The sequence below is a fragment of the Clostridium kluyveri genome (assembly GCF_001902295.1).
GTDB classification, from domain to species: Bacteria; Bacillota; Clostridia; order Clostridiales; family Clostridiaceae; genus Clostridium_B; species Clostridium_B kluyveri_B.
Genome location: NZ_CP018335.1, coordinates 3,126,777 through 3,143,476 on the forward strand (window position 1 = coordinate 3,126,777; position 16,700 = coordinate 3,143,476).

Annotated in this window: 18 protein-coding genes; 6 read left to right on the forward strand and 12 right to left on the reverse strand. The window is 32.9% G+C overall.

Annotated features, from left to right (window positions below; genetic code table 11):
- The first annotated feature begins 9 nt into the window (after window positions 1–9).
- Together BS101_RS15085 and BS101_RS15090 are read left to right on the forward strand one after the other, a co-directional pair.
- Entirely contained in the window at window positions 10–978 is a 969-nt protein-coding gene (locus tag BS101_RS15085; protein ID WP_073539573.1) for a restriction endonuclease PLD domain-containing protein, read from the forward strand.
- Window positions 979–997: 19 nt separating this feature from the next.
- A complete protein-coding gene (locus BS101_RS15090) occupies window positions 998–1,420 on the forward strand; it encodes a very short patch repair endonuclease (protein WP_073539574.1) in 423 nt (140 codons plus the stop codon).
- A 48-nt stretch (window positions 1,421–1,468) separates the two neighbouring features.
- Here the strand turns inward: BS101_RS15090 and BS101_RS15095 are convergent, their stop codons facing one another.
- The 6 genes from BS101_RS15095 to BS101_RS15115 form a co-directional block, all read right to left on the reverse strand.
- Entirely contained in the window at window positions 1,469–2,521 is a 1,053-nt protein-coding gene (locus tag BS101_RS15095) for a DNA cytosine methyltransferase (RefSeq protein ID WP_073539575.1), read from the reverse strand.
- Window positions 2,522–2,523: 2 nt separating this feature from the next.
- A complete protein-coding gene (locus tag BS101_RS15100) occupies window positions 2,524–2,874 on the reverse strand; it encodes a helix-turn-helix domain-containing protein (protein ID WP_073539576.1) in 351 nt (116 codons plus the stop codon).
- A gap of 144 nt (window positions 2,875–3,018) precedes the next feature.
- The gene (locus BS101_RS22880) at window positions 3,019–3,159 is read right to left on the reverse strand and encodes a hypothetical protein (RefSeq protein WP_156876062.1); all 141 of its coding nucleotides are present in this window, start codon (window positions 3,157–3,159) and stop codon (window positions 3,019–3,021) included.
- Between the two features lie 461 nt (window positions 3,160–3,620).
- A complete protein-coding gene (locus BS101_RS15105; protein WP_073539577.1) occupies window positions 3,621–4,475 on the reverse strand; it encodes a hypothetical protein in 855 nt (284 codons plus the stop codon).
- Window positions 4,423–5,352, reverse strand: a complete 930-nt coding sequence (locus BS101_RS15110) for a recombinase family protein (RefSeq protein WP_073539578.1) — start codon at window positions 5,350–5,352, stop codon at window positions 4,423–4,425. The genes BS101_RS15105 and BS101_RS15110 overlap by 53 nt, the downstream gene beginning before the upstream one ends.
- 35 nt (window positions 5,353–5,387) lie before the next feature.
- Window positions 5,388–5,948, reverse strand: a complete 561-nt coding sequence (locus tag BS101_RS15115) for a hypothetical protein (RefSeq protein WP_073539579.1) — start codon at window positions 5,946–5,948, stop codon at window positions 5,388–5,390.
- A 111-nt stretch (window positions 5,949–6,059) separates the two neighbouring features.
- On the opposite strand from BS101_RS15115, the gene BS101_RS15120 reads away from it, so the two are divergent.
- Window positions 6,060–6,461, forward strand: coding sequence for a hypothetical protein (locus BS101_RS15120; RefSeq protein WP_073539580.1), 402 nt, complete (start codon window positions 6,060–6,062; stop codon window positions 6,459–6,461).
- 220 nt (window positions 6,462–6,681) lie between these two features.
- On the opposite strand, the gene rlmD is transcribed toward BS101_RS15120, so the two are convergent.
- Both rlmD and BS101_RS15130 read right to left on the reverse strand, forming a co-directional pair.
- On the reverse strand, window positions 6,682–8,043 hold the full coding sequence (gene rlmD, locus BS101_RS15125) for a 23S rRNA (uracil(1939)-C(5))-methyltransferase RlmD (RefSeq protein WP_073539581.1): 1,362 nt from the start codon (window positions 8,041–8,043) through the stop codon (window positions 6,682–6,684).
- Between the two features lie 30 nt (window positions 8,044–8,073).
- Complete coding sequence (locus BS101_RS15130; RefSeq protein WP_073539582.1) at window positions 8,074–8,802, reverse strand: hypothetical protein; 729 nt, start codon at window positions 8,800–8,802, stop codon at window positions 8,074–8,076.
- 254 nt (window positions 8,803–9,056) lie between these two features.
- Between BS101_RS15130 and BS101_RS15135 the strand changes: the two genes are divergently transcribed.
- Complete coding sequence (locus BS101_RS15135; RefSeq protein ID WP_073539583.1) at window positions 9,057–10,919, forward strand: LTA synthase family protein; 1,863 nt, start codon at window positions 9,057–9,059, stop codon at window positions 10,917–10,919.
- Window positions 10,920–10,937: 18 nt separating this feature from the next.
- Window positions 10,938–11,675, forward strand: a complete 738-nt coding sequence (locus BS101_RS15140; RefSeq protein WP_073539584.1) for a TatD family hydrolase — start codon at window positions 10,938–10,940, stop codon at window positions 11,673–11,675.
- Between the two features lie 75 nt (window positions 11,676–11,750).
- Here the strand turns inward: BS101_RS15140 and BS101_RS15145 are convergent, their stop codons facing one another.
- A complete protein-coding gene (locus BS101_RS15145) occupies window positions 11,751–12,068 on the reverse strand; it encodes a hypothetical protein (RefSeq protein ID WP_242951300.1) in 318 nt (105 codons plus the stop codon).
- A 171-nt stretch (window positions 12,069–12,239) separates the two neighbouring features.
- Here BS101_RS15145 and BS101_RS15150 point away from each other — a divergent pair, with 171 nt between their 5' ends.
- Window positions 12,240–13,136: an MBL fold metallo-hydrolase gene (locus BS101_RS15150; protein ID WP_073539586.1), complete on the forward strand. Its 897-nt coding sequence runs from the start codon at window positions 12,240–12,242 to the stop codon at window positions 13,134–13,136.
- Here BS101_RS15150 and BS101_RS15155 read toward each other — a convergent pair.
- The 3 genes from BS101_RS15155 to purD form a co-directional block, all read right to left on the reverse strand.
- Window positions 13,133–14,185: a hypothetical protein gene (locus tag BS101_RS15155; protein ID WP_073539587.1), complete on the reverse strand. Its 1,053-nt coding sequence runs from the start codon at window positions 14,183–14,185 to the stop codon at window positions 13,133–13,135. The two genes, BS101_RS15150 and BS101_RS15155, sit on opposite strands and share 4 nt — an antisense overlap.
- 15 nt (window positions 14,186–14,200) lie before the next feature.
- On the reverse strand, window positions 14,201–15,217 hold the full coding sequence (locus BS101_RS15160; RefSeq protein ID WP_073539588.1) for a phosphodiester glycosidase family protein: 1,017 nt from the start codon (window positions 15,215–15,217) through the stop codon (window positions 14,201–14,203).
- 184 nt (window positions 15,218–15,401) lie between these two features.
- On the reverse strand, window positions 15,402–16,643 hold the full coding sequence (gene purD, locus BS101_RS15165) for a phosphoribosylamine--glycine ligase (protein ID WP_073539589.1): 1,242 nt from the start codon (window positions 16,641–16,643) through the stop codon (window positions 15,402–15,404).
- Between the last annotated feature and the right edge of the window lie 57 nt (window positions 16,644–16,700).

Consider the following 16,700-nt stretch of genomic DNA (forward strand, 5'->3'; position numbering starts at 1 on the left):
CAAGCATGGATGTTTACCAATAATATAGCACAAAAAATTTTATTTGCTCCTCCACTCCAAGGAGCAGATACATTATTAATATTAAGTGGATATGCTACTCCTAATATGGCATCGTGGCTAATAAAGAGTTTTCAGGAGCAAAATATGCACCTTGTCAATATTTCATTGCTTATAGGCATGGTACCTTACGATGGGTTAAGTGTTCCTATACATGAAGGTTTTAAGGAACTCCATGGCAAGGCATATCCAAATGCCGTGGATAGCTTTTCCTGCAGCTATGTTTGCGAAAACCCTCCGGTCCATGCAAATTTGTACATTTGGCTAAAAGGTGAATTGCCAATGCAGGCATATACAGGTTCTGCTGATTTTGTGCAGAATGCATTTATTCCATCTCGAAAGGAAATCGTGGAATGCTGTAATCCAGAAGAAGCATATAAATTTTTTGAGAAAGTTGAAGCAAATTCCATCTATTGTAACCATGCAGAGGTCGAAGACCATATTGTTCTCCGTCCAACACATCAAATTCTAGATGCTGAAAGTAAGCCAATAACCACTTTGGCTGGAGAAGGTATTATTTCCACAACACTATCTCTTCTTACAAATAGAGGTGATGTTGGAGAAAAGTCCGGTTTAAATTGGGGGCAACGTAAGGGCAGAAATAGAAACCAAGCTTATATACACCTTCCTGCTAAAATTGCAAGAAGTGGTTTCTTCCCGCTTGACAAACAGCATTTTACTGTTGTTACAGACGACAGTCACACGCTTCTTTTAAGGGTCGAGCAACAAAACAACAAGGCAATTACAACACCTCTTAGCAATGCTCAGCTTGGAGAATACTTTCGAAACCGTTTAGGTCTCGGAAATGGTGCATTTGTTACAAAACAAGATTTATTGAACTACGGAAGAACAGATATTACCTTTTACAAAATCGATGACGAAGAATATTATATGGATTTTTCTCCGCATCCCTCAATATGAAGGAGGTGATAAACTTATTATGTCAGATAATCACTCAAAAGAAGTTCGCAGCATGAACATGTCCCATATTCGAAGTACAAACTCTAAGCCAGAAGAAATTGTCAGAAAATATTTATTTGCCTGCGGATTAAGATATAGAAAAAATGTACGAACTCTTCCCGGATGTCCAGATATTGTTTTACCAAAATACAAAACCATTATATTTGTAAATGGCTGCTTTTGGCATCATCATGACTGCGGACGTTTTGTCTGGCCGTCAACAAATAAAGAGTATTGGTACGAAAAGATAAACAAGAATGTTGAACGTGATAAAAAGAATTTTCAGTTACTTAAGCAGCAGGGTTGGAATGTCCTTGTTATCTGGGAGTGTCAATTAAAAAAATCTGTTGCTGAATCCAATTTAACTTCACTTTACAACGATATTATTGCACAGCGACATTAAAAAACAACAAAGCATAAGTTTTTATCTTGCTTACTGCTTTGTTGTTTTTTATTCATCAATGTTAGGTTCTACTGATTCATAGGGAATCCCTGCAAAACTTTTTAGAATAGATTCAAAGATAATTTTTGCCCCTCTGCACGGAACAGCCATACCAATTTGCTTTCTGACACTTTCCTTGCTTCCAATAAATCTATAGGTATCAGGAAAAGTCTGCAGTCTTGCTCGTTCTCTGTTTGTTAATGCACGTGCTTCATCCCAATGATATATATGGGTTCCGCCACCGCCGCTTCCGGTTACCGTGTAGGATGGTTTATTGGGGTCAAGCCGTTTGTAAATTTGGCTGATTTTTGCACCCGTTATATTAAGTCTCAGATTTTCAGGTAAATCAGCTGTAAAAGCGTTCTGTCCTGGAAGAATGTGCTGCAGTCTTCTGATAACAATCTCTGAATGCCTCGTCCTCTCATTATTATATGAATCTTCAGGAATAGGAGGGACTTCAATTGCTGTTCTGCAAGTATTGTCAGCATCTGCATACGGTGCTGCAGACGGAACTCTGTATTCAACATCAATATCATTTCTAATTCCTACAATAATCAGCCTGTGCCTCGTCTGCGGAACTCCGTACTCTTCAAATTTGTATAAATGCGGTGTTATGGTATAACCTGATTTACGCAGCTCCGTTAGAATTTTCGTAAATGCCCTGCCATCATTTGCGTTCCTAAGTCCTCCTACATTTTCTGCCAGGAACCACTGTGGTCTAAAATGCCTCAGCGCCTTAACACCATATGAATACAACGGGCCATATACTCCATCCATTCCTTTCTGTTCACCTACAACACTATAATCGTTGCACGGAAATCCGAACGCTAAAGCATCAATGGGAGCAAGCTTTGACATATCAAATTTTCGAATATCTTCATGGTAAACAGTCTCCGGTGCATCTGGGCAAATATTTTTACGATATGTTTCACAAGTATCTGCATCATAATCATTTGCCCATTGATGTGTAATTATAAATTCTGGATTTCCAATATCGGCGTGCATTGCCCCCCAAGCTATTCCACCCGGTCCGCAGAATAATTCACCTAATCTAAATGGCATAACTACAGCCCTCCTTCTGAAATTCCATCGGTGCTTTTTCTTGATATCATGAAGTCTATAAGCAGCTGCAAATATTCCATGTCTTTATCGCTCAATTTCTCCAGACCACGAAGTTGTGTACTCGGATGGATATCATTTTCGGAAATATATCCTGCTGCTAAAAGCAGTTCAAATGGATGGAATTCAAGTGCTTGAGCAATCTTGCACAGATTCTCCCAGTTCGGTTTCTTACGAACCCCATTCTCAATTTTCATTATTTCGCTGTCGCTTAATCCACAGGCATTTCCTAATTTTTTCTGAGACAACCCTGCAGCTTTTCTTTTATTTTTTATCAGTTGGCCTATATCGGGCATATTCTCACCTCTATATTAGAATAGCACATACGCTGCCAATTGTCAATATATTTCTAATTTATGCTGCTTAAAAGCAGCATATAGCAATTATTATAGTTGTTATATATTCCGTGCACTCAACATGAGATATCTATCAATACATATTTATATATTAATTTGTGCTTCTAGGCTTTCTTCTTGAAAATCATGATTTATACTAACCCTACAGTATACTGCTACCCTTTTATTGGATTTTATTTTAGCTGGAATGTATGTTACTTTTGGGTTTAAACTGTTATTTAACATAATTAACCTCTCATTTAATTTATACTAATTATATTTAATTATTCCCAGCTAAATGATAAGTAGTCAAAAAGAGCAATTATTTTATCCATAATCTTCAAGCATCTATTTCGCCTACTCTTGAAAGCCTCATCTATTCTGACTTCTCAACCCTTATGACATCTATCCTGCCTACTACACTATACAAATATTATAATTATTAAAACATTTCTCTGCAAAATAAAAATAAGGATTCCAAGATTAGAGATACTTAAAAATAAACTTTATAGTGATATCCTAATCTTGAAAACCCTTTATTTATCAGTGTTTTATACACTTTTATTTTTCAGCCCTTGACATCAATACGACACACTCAACATGTGATTTTTAGGCTATTTCACACTTTGTCTCAAAGTGTATATAATGCCTGTAATTATTCGGTTTAACATCATTCTTATCATATCCATATATCAATTGTGATTAGGCTATTTTATCATAGTTTTTTTACACAGATGTAATTCATTAAAATAGTTCCATAATTCATCAGCATATTTTGATTCAGAAATTGCTATTGCCCTCAACTTAATCTTGCTTTTGATGTTATCAACAACATCTTTCCCGTCATTGTTTTCATTGCTATAATTACACACTTCCATACTCTCAGACGTATAACTTCCAACAAATATGTGTACTTTCGCAAAATCCTTAATACAATTAATCTTTGCAAAATAACTAGGATACAACCTCTTGTATTGTAATGAATTCCATTTATATAGGTTTAAAAATCTATCCATATAATCTTCAATATTATATTCATAACTTGTTTTAGACCACTCTTTAAATTTATCTGGTGTATATTTTGAAGTACGTCCAATATGCATTGGAATGAGCCAAAAATTAGCAAGACAATGATACTGATTTTTATATTCATTTAAATACTCTGTAGGTTCCTTGAGTGATTTTCTTTTGGCTACAGTTACATAACTATTCATCGTGTCCCCTGCAAATTCATCATTGTAAAGGTTATCATCCCCATTTAAAACAGATTTACCGTTAAGAAGTTCCTTATATAATATTGAATAAAAACCAATAGAAAAATCTGACATATCCTCATCTAAGCCTTGCGGGTAATTTTTATTTCTCCAATATGTTTGAGTAGTTCTTATTATTGCTCCATCTCTCGTAATGTTGATTTTTCCATTGCTATAGCCACTACACTCTATTGGTGTAGTTAATATGCCAATAATATCTTGTTTCTGTTCTTCATTTATCATTTTCTCTTTACCTTTACTTCTCCTTGTTCTTGGAACTGTACTTCTTATCTTTACGCTGTTTACCATATTCACCTTTAATCACATTACTCCGGCGAGACTTTTCGATCTGCACTGCTTGGAACATTTCTTTTGATACGATTGCCGGATTATTATTTTCTGAAACATACTGCACTTCATGTTTGCCGGAATCTAAGAGCCGAACTGCACCAATATATTTCTCGTTGCTCAGCATCACGTCAATGGTACGTTTACACCATTGATCTTTTCCTGTAGGGGAATTAATTCCAAGTTGCTTCAATTCTTTAACAATGCCTATAACACTTTTGCCATGAAGGTAAAGATCAAAAATCAGCCTTACATTTTTAGCTTCGGCATCATCAATAATAAGGCCGCCGTCAGTATTGTGCTTATACCCATAGCACTTTCGATCATACAGTTTTGAACTGCCATTAGCGGCTCGCTGCTTGATGCCCCATTTTATATTCTCACTTCTGGATTCATTCTCTGCTTGAGCAAGCGATTCTATTATAGAAATCATCAAATCAATGTCCGTATTTGCTGTATCCAAATCTTCTTGCTCAAATATTACACGAACACCGAGAACCTTTAGCTGATTTAAAGCCTCCAATATCTCAACGGTATCCCGCCCGAATCTACTGATGTTCTTTGTAAGAATAATTTCTATTTTATGAGCCTTGCAGTCTTCAATCATACGAGTGAATTCTTTTCTTGCTGTGCCAGCTTTACCAGGCGCTGTATCCATGTAAACATCAACCAATAGCCATTGAGGTGTAGATGCCACTAATCTTGTAAACGCAGATACTTGTGTAGCAAGGCTTTTTAATTGCTCCGCATCGCTTGTACTTACCCTAGCATAAATAGCGACCCGTTTTTCTCGCTTTAGTACAGCAGGTATAAAATGTATTTTTGAATTTTCTGGCACACTACACCTCCTTCTAACCGATAGACAAATCAGAATTAATCCAAGTCAAATATTGGATAAATATTTACAATATTTTCAGTTTTTATATAAGATAAATGTGCTTGAATCACATTACTTGGAAACTCCGAAACTCTAATTTGACCTTTACTAATATCGTCGCATATCCTGTCAATAGATTGTTTTGTGTAAGGAGGGAAATACATAATCGGTGGCATTAAAAACTGAAAATCATTAATATCCACGAATATGGGATTAAACTCTTCGTTATAAATCAATTCAACAATTTCAACATCACCTTTAGCTATCATTTTCCATAAACCGTCTATTACTGCTTTTTTATTTTTAATAAACGCACAAAACTCATCGATATCTTTTATTGAATTTATCCTTCTACCATCACTTTGTGCAAAAGCATAAACCACCCCATGTAAATCCATACCATTTATTTTATTAAAAGCCTTTAATACAAAATAATATAAATCTTTCAAATTAGAATTTATACTCAAATATCGACTTTTATCAAAATCTGGTTGAAAAATACCTTTCTCATTAACAGTTTCAATTACGTCTTTCGTTTGTATTGTCCAATATTTCATACATTTACCCCCTTAACTTAAATTAATAAACTTCATACTATTGTTCATAGTACGCCTTGCTATTACTGGCGTGTAGAGTTAATATGTGATACTACCAAAGGAGGTATCGTCATGAATAACAACCAGCCAGTATTGCATTTATCGCTTTACGTAGATTGCAGTCCCTCTCAAAAAAGAGAGCTGCGGAAACTTTTATCCGATTACATACAACGGATAGACCAATGGAGTCCTGTCGTGGATATAAGTATCGATTCTTATGAAGAACACATGGAAAAACAAGTTCAACAGGAAATGCTCTATGATTCGACCCAAACACTCAGTATTCAAAAATCACTCCCCACTGTAAATCAAATTTATATGGCCAACGTAATAATAACCAGCTATGCTTTACAGCGGCTATATGAAGACAATCCCAATTCCAGAGCCGAAGGTTGGATGTTCCTGTCCTTCACTCATTCCGGGGAGAACCAGTATATGTACAATATTGAGTTGGCAATCGGTTATGAATCCTGAAATGGCTACTCATCATTTCAATGATTTTATTATATGATGATTAGCCTATTTTTACAACATTTCTGTCTACTCAACCCGCCCAAAAACAATCCTGTCAACTCAACTATTCGCTTTCTTAAAGTTGATACATTCCCGCCAAGTGCCTAATTAAAAGGGGTTCTGCCATTCTGCAAATCAGCAAAACACGCAAAACCCCTTGTTTTCTACACTTTTCAGTTATTTATTTCTCAACCCTTGACATCAATACTACCGTTTCAACGTGAGGCGTATGCGGAAACATATCCATAAGCTTTACTTTATCTACCTTGTAACCTCCCTCTATCAAAACCTTTAAATCTTCAACTAAGGTTTTAGGGTTACAGGATACATAGATTATTTCATTTACATTAAAATCAACAATTTGTCTCAATGCTTTAGGATGGATTCCAGGTCTTGGTGGATCCAGTATTATTAAATCCGGTTTATCCCTCAGCGTTTTTACTACCTTTGCCACATCTCCAGCTATAAATTTGCAGTTTTCTATTTTGTTTAAACAGGCATTTTCATTTGCAGATTTCACTGCTTCCTCTACAAGTTCCACTCCTATTACTTTTCTTGCACTAGAGGCCACTATCTGTGATATAGTTCCGGTGCCGCAGTATAAATCGAAAACTGTCTTTGAGGATACATCCCCTAAAAACGCTTTAACTATACCATATAACTTTTCTGCTCCCTTGGAATTAGTTTGAAAAAAGGTTTTAGGCGATATTTTAAATTTCAAGCCTAGAACTTCTTCCATAATATAATCTCTGCCATATAAAACTTCCAGTTTATCTACCTGAACTACATCCGATAGACTGTCATTTATAGTATGGACTATACCTGATAACTTACCTTTATATTCTAAACCCTTTAGAATTTCAGTGATTTCACCAAAATCAAATTCAATCTGAGAGGTAGTCACAATATTTATCAGAAGTTCTCCTGTATTTTTTCCCTTTCTAATTACTAGATTTCTTAAATATCCATTGTGACTTCTCACTCTATAATAAGGTAATTTCATTTTTCTAAAATATTTTACAACTTTATCTAACACCAATGTGAAATCCTCATCAACTATTTTACATTCATCCACATTTACAATGCTAAATCCTCTTCCCTGCACATGCATTCCAAGTGTAAGCTCACCGTCTTTTTCCTCATCACCAAAGGAAAACTCCATCTTATTCCTGTATTCAAATTCTTCAGGACTTTTTTCTATTCCTAAAAATTTAAAGTCCTTAATATCTGCAGAATGAAACAAATCCAAAACCTGCTGTTCTTTTAGCTCAATTTGTTTATCATAGGGTATAAATTGAGAAACACAGCCACCACAAAGGGAGAAGTGTGGGCATGATACCTTTTCTGCATATTTTACGTTTTCAATTATTTCTGTTACTTTAGCTTCCAGGTAGTTTTTCTTTTTTCTACTAATCCTAGCTTTTATTTTTTGACCCGGAAGAGTGTTCTTTATAAATACAGTTGTTCCATCTTTTTGTGCCACTCCTATATATGGAAATTTAAGCTTTTCTATATAAAATTCATATTCATTACCCTTTCTCAATTCACAATCTTCCCCTTCTCATTTTAATATTTAACTAAATTTTTGTCCTATAGTCTGTTTATATTTAAATTTACCCATCACAAAAGGATATAAGATCAATACTATTATAAATATCAGTATATACATGCCTTTCATATCTGACACCTGATATCCTACAAGTCTTAAAATAACATCAAGCAAATACAGAATTGCCAAAGAAACAATTGACGTTACAGCCGTATCTATTATAGATGCTTTTAAAGTTTTAGGCAAAAATACTATTTTAAATTTGCTGCGGGAAACCTTTTTATCCTCTTTAATTATTTTATCTTTATTTATATTATCTTCATTTTGTTGTACTTTATCTTCTAATTTAATTACATCATTTTTTTGATGATTTTCTTCTGCCTCATCTTCTGTATTAGAACCATCATTTTCATCTATATGTTCCAAAGCATGTTTTAACTCATCTTTTTCCACATCAACCACATCATGTTCACTTGCACTTTTTTTCTCTGGCTCCACTTCTTCATCTGAGTCCACATCCTCAAGTTCACTTACCGATTCATCAGCAATCTTTTCTTCTCTATCTTCATCAGCTATGTTATCTTCATCTATATTTTCCAGTTCATCTCCCGATTGATTTTTTTCCTGTTGATTTTTAAATTCTTCTAATTTTCTTTTTTCTTCCATGTTTTTATTCTTAAGTTCCTCTAAGAACTGCTGTTTAGCTTGTTCATCTACTGAGAGCTGTTCTTGATTATCATTTTTTTCTGTCATCAAATATGCCCCTCCTTGTTCTTTTAACTTTCCTATAACAAATATATTATGCTACACTACAACATTTATGTAAATAGATATAAAAAATTCTTTCATTTTATTAACATATTATTTTATAATTGCGTCTTAAAATATTTACCGGAATATATGGTAAATATATATGAAATATCCTTATTATCTTTAACTTGTCATTTATTTTTAGATATCTTATTATAATTATATTCAGATAAATTCATAAAATGGGGGTAATTGCTATGAATAAATTTAATTTTTCTCTTTTAGACTTTATAGATATAATTTTTTTTATAGTTATTGTAACAATTAAAATTTTAATATATGGAAGCCATATAGAAACCGGATACATATCTTCCGCCAAACTTTTCATTCCAGTTATTGCTTCCGTGCTAATTTTTACTTCCATAGCCTGTATTTTTAAAAATAAAGGGCGTGCCAGATTTTTATATCTATGTAATGTTATAATAAGTATTTCTATAATTAGTAATTCTATTTATTTTAGATATTTCAAAGATCTTATATCTATACCTGTGTTGATAAGTGGATTCCAATTAAATGCAGTAAAATCCAGCGTAATTAACTTAATTAATTTTAAGGATTTTTTATATCTTTTTGATATTTTATTTATAATTCCTTTTATCAATAAATATGCGGCCAAAGGCAACCAGAAACTTTCCTTAAACTCTAGGTCGTCAATATCTTCAATATTACTCATATTAGGACTTTTAATGAATTATAGGAGTTTTTATAATTTATCTAAAGAACAACCTAGACTTTTAAGTACTATGTATAATAAGGTGTATATATCGAGAAAATTAGGTATACTGAATTATCACTGTCTGGATATTTGTAACACCATTTATGCAAATATAAATAAACTGGTTCCCGTTTCCAAAGAAAAATTAGATGAAATACATAACTTCTTGGTATTAAATAGATCCAGTCATGAAAATTTAAAGGGTATTGCTAAAAATAAAAACCTAATGATGATTCAAGTAGAAGCCCTGCAGAGCTTTGTTATAAATAGTTCTATTAATGGTCAGGAAATAACTCCAAATTTGAATAGGTGGATAAAAAGGTCTGAATACTTCGATAACTTCTACTATCAAACAGCCGCTGGCGGAACTTCTGATGCAGAGTTTATGACAAATACCTCATTGTATCCTGCTTCAGCAGGGGCAGCTTATTTTCTTTACTCTGGCAACTATTATAATGCAATGCCTAAAAATTTTAAGAATAAAGGCTATTCTACCGCTGCCTTCCATGGATTTAGAGAAAGTTTCTGGAATAGAAATATAATGTATCAAAAATTTGGTTTTGACACCTTTTATGGTGAAAGCAGCTATAAGCAGGATGACTCCATAGGACTTGGGTTAAGTGATAAATCCTTTCTTACCCAGTCTTTAGATAAGCTAAGCAAAATGCAATCTCCCTACTATGCCTTTTTAATAACACTTACAAGTCATTTTCCCTTTGACGATGTAAGCAAGTATGGAGATTTTGATACGGGTGACTTTAAGGATACCCTTATAGGTAATTATATAAAGGCTATACATTACACAGATAAACAGCTTGGAATATTTCTTGATGAATTAGATAAAGAAGGCATATTGAAAAATTCTGTAGTAATATTGTATGGGGATCACCATGCAATACCCAAAGACAAACAATTGCAGCTTTTTAAATACTTAAATAAAAGTTCTCACTCTGATGTGGAATGGGAGAAACTCCAAAAAGTTCCTATGTTTATCCACTTTCCTGATGAATCCATAAAAGGTGTAAACTCTGTTTATGCAGGACAAATGGACATATATCCTACTGTATGCAATTTATTTGACTTACCTGAGAAAGAAATGCTGGGAAAAGATCTATTCAACGCTGAAAATCAAAGTGTTATATTTAGAAATGGATCTTTTATAAATAAAAATTATTACTATTCCTCTCAAGATGATGCATATTATGATATAAATACAGACAGCAAAACCTCAAAAAATGATATACTTAAAACAGAAAAAGAAAATGTATTAAATCAATTAGAGTATTCAGATTATATATTGAAGCATAATTTAATTAAAAAATTAGATTCCTATGAAAATAAATAATTTATATGGAGGTAAAATATGTTTGTTGATGCACATAACCATTTAGACTTTTATGAGGACAGTTTGAATTTAAATAAGGCGTTGAACATAATAGACTGTGATAATATTAAAACGCTGGGTTGTTCCATGAATCTGGAAAGTTACCTTTTCACTAAAAATTTAAGTATATCCCACCAAAACGTAATCCCCTGTTTTGGAATTCACCCCTGGGAAGCTCATGAAAACTACAGAAACCTAGATACCTTTGATGAATATATAAAAGAGTGCAGGGTCATTGGTGAAATAGGTCTTGATTATCACTGGATTTTAGAAAGTGACAAATTTCCTTATATGAATAGAGTTTTTGAATACTTTTCAGATAAAGCTAGTAAATATAATAAAATTACCAACATACATACAAAAGGAGCTGAAAGTGAGGTACTACAGACTATAAAAAAATATAACTTAAGGACACCTATTATTCATTGGTACAGCGGAGATTTGGATACATTAAAAAGACTTTTAGATTACGGCTGCTATTTTACAATCAGTATTGATATAGGTCATTCCAGCCTTACCAATGAAATAGTAAAATTACTTCCTTTAGATAGAATTTTCACCGAAACTGATGGACCAACAGCTTTAAAAAATAATAAATATATATATCCAAATGAGGTAAAAAATATAATAAAATGGATTTCTTTTATAAAAAACACCCCTTATGAAGAAATCAAAGCACAAGTTTGGAATAATTTTAACACGCTGTTTGGCAACTAACCATTATATAATTAAATGAGCAAATTTTATTATAATTTTGCTCATTTATATAGTATGTAGTATATTATTTTAAGCTTATTTCTTTTGATTTTTTCTAATTCTGGATTTTTTATACATAAAATCTATAGTAATAGCTAAAAGTAAAAATGCCGATAATAATATATCCATATTACTTCCAAGTGGTGAATAATAATATGAAACAAATTGAACTATTAATATCACAGCTCCCAATACAATAAGAAAATTCACTTTGAAATTTACATACTTTTTATCTACACCTTCTGCATCCAATCTAAATTTTTCTCTAACTGTTTTACTGTATTTCATTCCTAACCCCTGAATAACACCCATAAACCCTAAAAGAGTTAATAAATTTGTCATAGCTGACTCCATAGTAAATACCTCCACATAAATTTTCATTGTCAGTAAAAAACCTCTTTAAAAATTATATCATGGTATCATTAAAATTTCAAAATCAACATTCAGTTACCTTGATTACATAGTGGAATATGATATGATTAGATATATACTAATTTTATCAACAATATAAGGAAGTGTCACAAAATGAATTTAAACAAAATAAAAGGAAGCACCTATTACATAGATGCACCAACCAACTGTGGAATATTCACCTTTAAAAATAAGAACTGCTTGATTATAGACACCGGTATAAATAACGGAGATGCTAAAAAAATAGAAACTATACTGATTGAAAATAATCTCCATCCCAAATATATAATAAATACCCACAGTCATATGGATCACTGCGGCGGCAATCCATATTTCAAAAAAAATTATCCTGGCTGCCTGGTATATACTTCAAAAGGTGAAAAAATATTTATGGAAAATCCAAGTCTCTTTTCCTCCATACTCTCATGCTGCCATCCTTCAAAGGCATTCAACAAAATTAATAAGTCCATAGATGTAGATTTTATTTTAGATTATGGTATTAATAAATTAAACGATGAAAAATTTAACATAATTTCACTGCCTGGCCATTCTAAAGACCATATAGCTATAGTTACTCCGGAAAAAGTTTGTTTTCTCGGAGATTCTATATTCAGCAGTGAAATATTAAATAAATATTCTTTACCTTACTTATATAATATAGAAGATAGCCTGTCCTCTCTAAATACTATAAAAGAATTGGAAGCAGATTATTTTGTAATAAGCCATTCTGAAAAAATACTAACCAAAGACGAAATAATTAATTTAACCCAGGCTAATATTACAAATATATATAAATACAAGGATGAAATATTAGCTCTCCTAGACCAACCCTTAACCAGGGAGGATATACTTGAAAATATCACCATATTAAATGAATTATCCCTGGATTTTCATCAATACCACTTAAATTTTGCAGGCATATGTGCCTTTATAAACTATTTGTACGATAATAAACTTGTGGATTATTCCATAGAAGATGGTAAACTATATTACTTTAAAGTATCTCACTAAAATAAACTACTTTTTATCTTATTGCTGCTTTCACTAATTACTCCATAATCATATACGGCTATTAGATTTCCCGAATATTTGGTGACCTGACCTGTGGTAATCTCTTTTACCTGACTATTGACAGGATCATCTATATATATTTTACCAGCCCTTGTAATATGTATATTATTCTTATCCACATATTCTGACAATGCATGGGTCTTCCAGTTGGTACCAGTAGATTGGAGATCTGTTACAAATATTTTATTTACCTTATCATTATCTCCATTACCTATATAAACATTATTTTCTTTATCCGTGTTTAATAGATAGTGCATTGCATTTTCTCCTGTAGCTATTACTCCACCTTTTCCAGTTCTTATCCTGTTATAAGTTCTGTCCTCATAGATTAGCTCATCACCATTTTTTGTATTTACAGCTTTTATATTTCCAAGTTCACAGTTTACAAAATTAACTAGATTCATTTGATTCATAATATTTACTCTGTATATTCTGCTTCTTGCTCCTTCTCTCCCTGAACTTACGTAAGTTACATTACTTGCTCCGGAAAAGGCTATATTTTTAACTTCATATTCCTCATCTGGAAGCAGTATAGATAATGCTTCGCTACTTTCATCCTTTTTTAGAGTATAGGTAGCATCTTTTTTAGGATTATAGGATTCAAATTTTAAATAGCTGGATTCTCCTTCAATGGATTTTTCCGCTATAAGAATATTATTGGTGTCTAAAAACCAGGTATAATAGGATAATTCATTACCATTGGCTAAAGTTACTTCTTTTTTATCATTATTTGATGTATCAATTACAACTAGTGATTCACCATTATAGTAGGATATATACTCTCCACTGTGAGAAATTTTTATATCCTTTGCATCCTCTGGAACTTTCACATTAATTTTGTTGGGTTCCTTCTTTGAAGATATATCTACTTTTTTTATGTTGAAGTTTGACTCATCATTAAAATAAAATTTATCCATAAATAAAAGAGCTGTCACCTCTATAATTATTGGAATTAAAGTCCACATAATTATTCTCTTAAGTTTTTTCATCTATCACACTCTCCTCTAAGGCTTCACATATAATACTGTAGACACGGTTCTCTCTCCATTCCAATCGCAAGGATCGTTTATTACTTCCCCATTAAAATACATAGTAGTAGAGGAACCTCCATCCAAATTGCTGGCATTAACTACCCCCTGCTGCAAGAGTATGTTTTGTATTTCTTTTAAGGAGGCACCTGTTTTCAATCCCTTTCTTCCATCTACAACTAGCATTACTATAGTCCCATCTGATTTCTGTCCTATAGCTGTTCTGGGATTTAAGCCCTCATTTTCTACAGATACAGTCTTTCCATTTATTATTAGAGAATTCCTGAAAGAAATTGCCTCCTGTACATTTTTGTCTAAAAGTTCCTGCAGGGTATGATCCCCAACTATAAGTCTGCCATCTGAAGTAAAAGCTGTAACATTTATTTTCTCTGAATAGTTAACATCACTATATATTAGCTTTCCCCCAGATATCACAATTCCCTCAGGATAAGCTCCCGTTCCCACCCACAGCTTGCCGCTGGTGGTTTTATCTGTAAATCCTCCTCCATTTATAGCAGCTACAGCCCCATTACGTTCTGCTATTTCACTGGTTCTCTCCCCTACTTCTTTTAACTTGCTGGTATATCCCACCTTTATTCTCTTTGGATCATTTATTTCAAGAATATAACCATCAAATTTCCTATTACTTATATCATACCTTTTAATATCATTATCACCCTCATGACTTATATTTACACCATTGGGATTTTCTTTTTCCGCACTGGTAGTTTCTCCGCTTTTTCCCTGATTGAGTATTTTAGTTATCTCATCATCAGACAAAAAAATGGTAGCTATATACTGATGGCTGAAAGTTGCCATAGCCGTGCCTACTACCTGGCTTTTTACATTCTTAAAAGGTCCATAAAATACCAATATAGGACCTGCAATAATAAATACTATTAATTCATATATTAGAAATAAAACAAGTGATTTTAAAACACTCTTTTTCTTTTTCCTTTTTTTCTTTCTACGCCTATTTTCTGAGTTACCCATAAAATTATACCTCCATACAATATAGGTACTATTTTACTATTATTTTAAAATTATTTCCACTGGAAAAGATACGGGTACTAAATTTGTAACATAATATTTATAAAATTTCCATTGATAATTTATAAATCTAAATAGAAAAGCTGACCCCCCTTACAAAAACAAGGTGGTCAGTTTTTAATTTAAATTATCGTCCTATATCAGTTCTAAAATACATTCCTTGAAAACTTACTTCCTTCAAATTATTATACGCTGATTCAATCGCCTTATTTAAATCATCTCCAAGTCCGTAGACAGATAAAACTCTTCCTCCAGATGTTATAAACTCTCCATTTTTTATTTTAACTCCTGCTGCAAAAATATTATTTGAGTTTTCCATACCTTCTATGGTAAAACCAGTACTATATTTCCCCGGATAGCCTTTAGAGGCGGCTACTACCGAGCAGCAGGCACCCTTTTCCCACTGTAAATCAAATTTGTCAAGTTTTCTTTTTAGGGAAGCTTCTATAAGCTCTACCAAATCACTTTTCATTAGAGGAAGTACTGCCTGGGTTTCAGGATCACCCATTCTTACGTTGTATTCCAGAAGATAAATACCTTTTTTAGTTATCATAATTCCAAAGAAAATTATTCCTATATAATCCAAGTTTTCCTGCTGTATTCCCTTTAATGTGGGATTCATTATATTTTTCTCAAAATCCTTTAATACTTCCTTACTACAATAAGGGTTTGGAGATATAGCCCCCATACCTCCAGTATTTGGTCCCTTGCCCCCATCATAAATCTGTTTATGATCCTTTGCAGACATAAATGGAATAATACTCTTTCCATCTGTTATTGTAAGTATGGAAGCTTCCACTCCCTCCAAAAACTCTTCAATAACTACATTTTTTCCTGCCCCATTGAATATGTCTTTAACCATAAAATCCTCTATTGTAAACTGGGCTTCTTTATAATTTTTACATATGGATACACCTTTTCCTGCTGCCAATCCATCTGCCTTTATAACTACTGGATATTCACATTCTTTAATGTATTTCAAAGCCTCATCTTTATCATTGAATACACCATACTCTGCAGTTTTAATCCCATACTTCTTCATGAAATCCTTAGAATAAATTTTACTTCCTTCAAGCATTGCAGCCTTTGACGTAGGTCCAAATATATTCAATCCCTTACTTCTAAATTTATCTACCATACCTTCTATAAGCGGGTTTTCAGGTCCTACTACAGTTAAATCTATTTCTGACTCAAGTGCAAAGTTTACAAGCTCTTCTATGTCTGTTATATCTATATTAGTACATTTATCTTCCGCATGGGTTCCACCATTTCCAGGAGCACAAAATATTTTATCTACTTTGGGATTCTGTGCTATTTTCCAGCAAATAGCATGTTCCCTTCCTCCTGAACCAATTACGAGTACTTTCACTATATACACCCCTTTTCAATTCACAATTCACAATTTACAGTTCACAACTCACAATTT

Coding starts and splice junctions, on each gene's coding strand:
- BS101_RS15130 (WP_073539582.1), bottom strand. CDS start 8,802: ATGACAGAAAAAAATGATAATCAAGAACAGCTCTCAGTAGATGAACAA.
- BS101_RS15090 (WP_073539574.1), top strand. CDS start 998: ATGTCAGATAATCACTCAAAAGAAGTTCGCAGCATGAACATGTCCCAT.
- BS101_RS15085 (WP_073539573.1), top strand. CDS start 10: ATGTTTACCAATAATATAGCACAAAAAATTTTATTTGCTCCTCCACTC.
- BS101_RS15145 (WP_242951300.1), bottom strand. CDS start 12,068: ATGGAGTCAGCTATGACAAATTTATTAACTCTTTTAGGGTTTATGGGT.
- BS101_RS15115 (WP_073539579.1), bottom strand. CDS start 5,948: ATGAAATATTGGACAATACAAACGAAAGACGTAATTGAAACTGTTAAT.
- BS101_RS15135 (WP_073539583.1), top strand. CDS start 9,057: ATGAATAAATTTAATTTTTCTCTTTTAGACTTTATAGATATAATTTTT.
- BS101_RS15120 (WP_073539580.1), top strand. CDS start 6,060: ATGAATAACAACCAGCCAGTATTGCATTTATCGCTTTACGTAGATTGC.
- BS101_RS22880 (WP_156876062.1), bottom strand. CDS start 3,159: ATGTTAAATAACAGTTTAAACCCAAAAGTAACATACATTCCAGCTAAA.
- BS101_RS15140 (WP_073539584.1), top strand. CDS start 10,938: ATGTTTGTTGATGCACATAACCATTTAGACTTTTATGAGGACAGTTTG.
- BS101_RS15095 (WP_073539575.1), bottom strand. CDS start 2,521: ATGCCATTTAGATTAGGTGAATTATTCTGCGGACCGGGTGGAATAGCT.
- BS101_RS15100 (WP_073539576.1), bottom strand. CDS start 2,874: ATGCCCGATATAGGCCAACTGATAAAAAATAAAAGAAAAGCTGCAGGG.
- BS101_RS15150 (WP_073539586.1), top strand. CDS start 12,240: ATGAATTTAAACAAAATAAAAGGAAGCACCTATTACATAGATGCACCA.
- BS101_RS15160 (WP_073539588.1), bottom strand. CDS start 15,217: ATGGGTAACTCAGAAAATAGGCGTAGAAAGAAAAAAAGGAAAAAGAAA.
- BS101_RS15155 (WP_073539587.1), bottom strand. CDS start 14,185: ATGAAAAAACTTAAGAGAATAATTATGTGGACTTTAATTCCAATAATT.
- BS101_RS15105 (WP_073539577.1), bottom strand. CDS start 4,475: ATGGTAAACAGCGTAAAGATAAGAAGTACAGTTCCAAGAACAAGGAGA.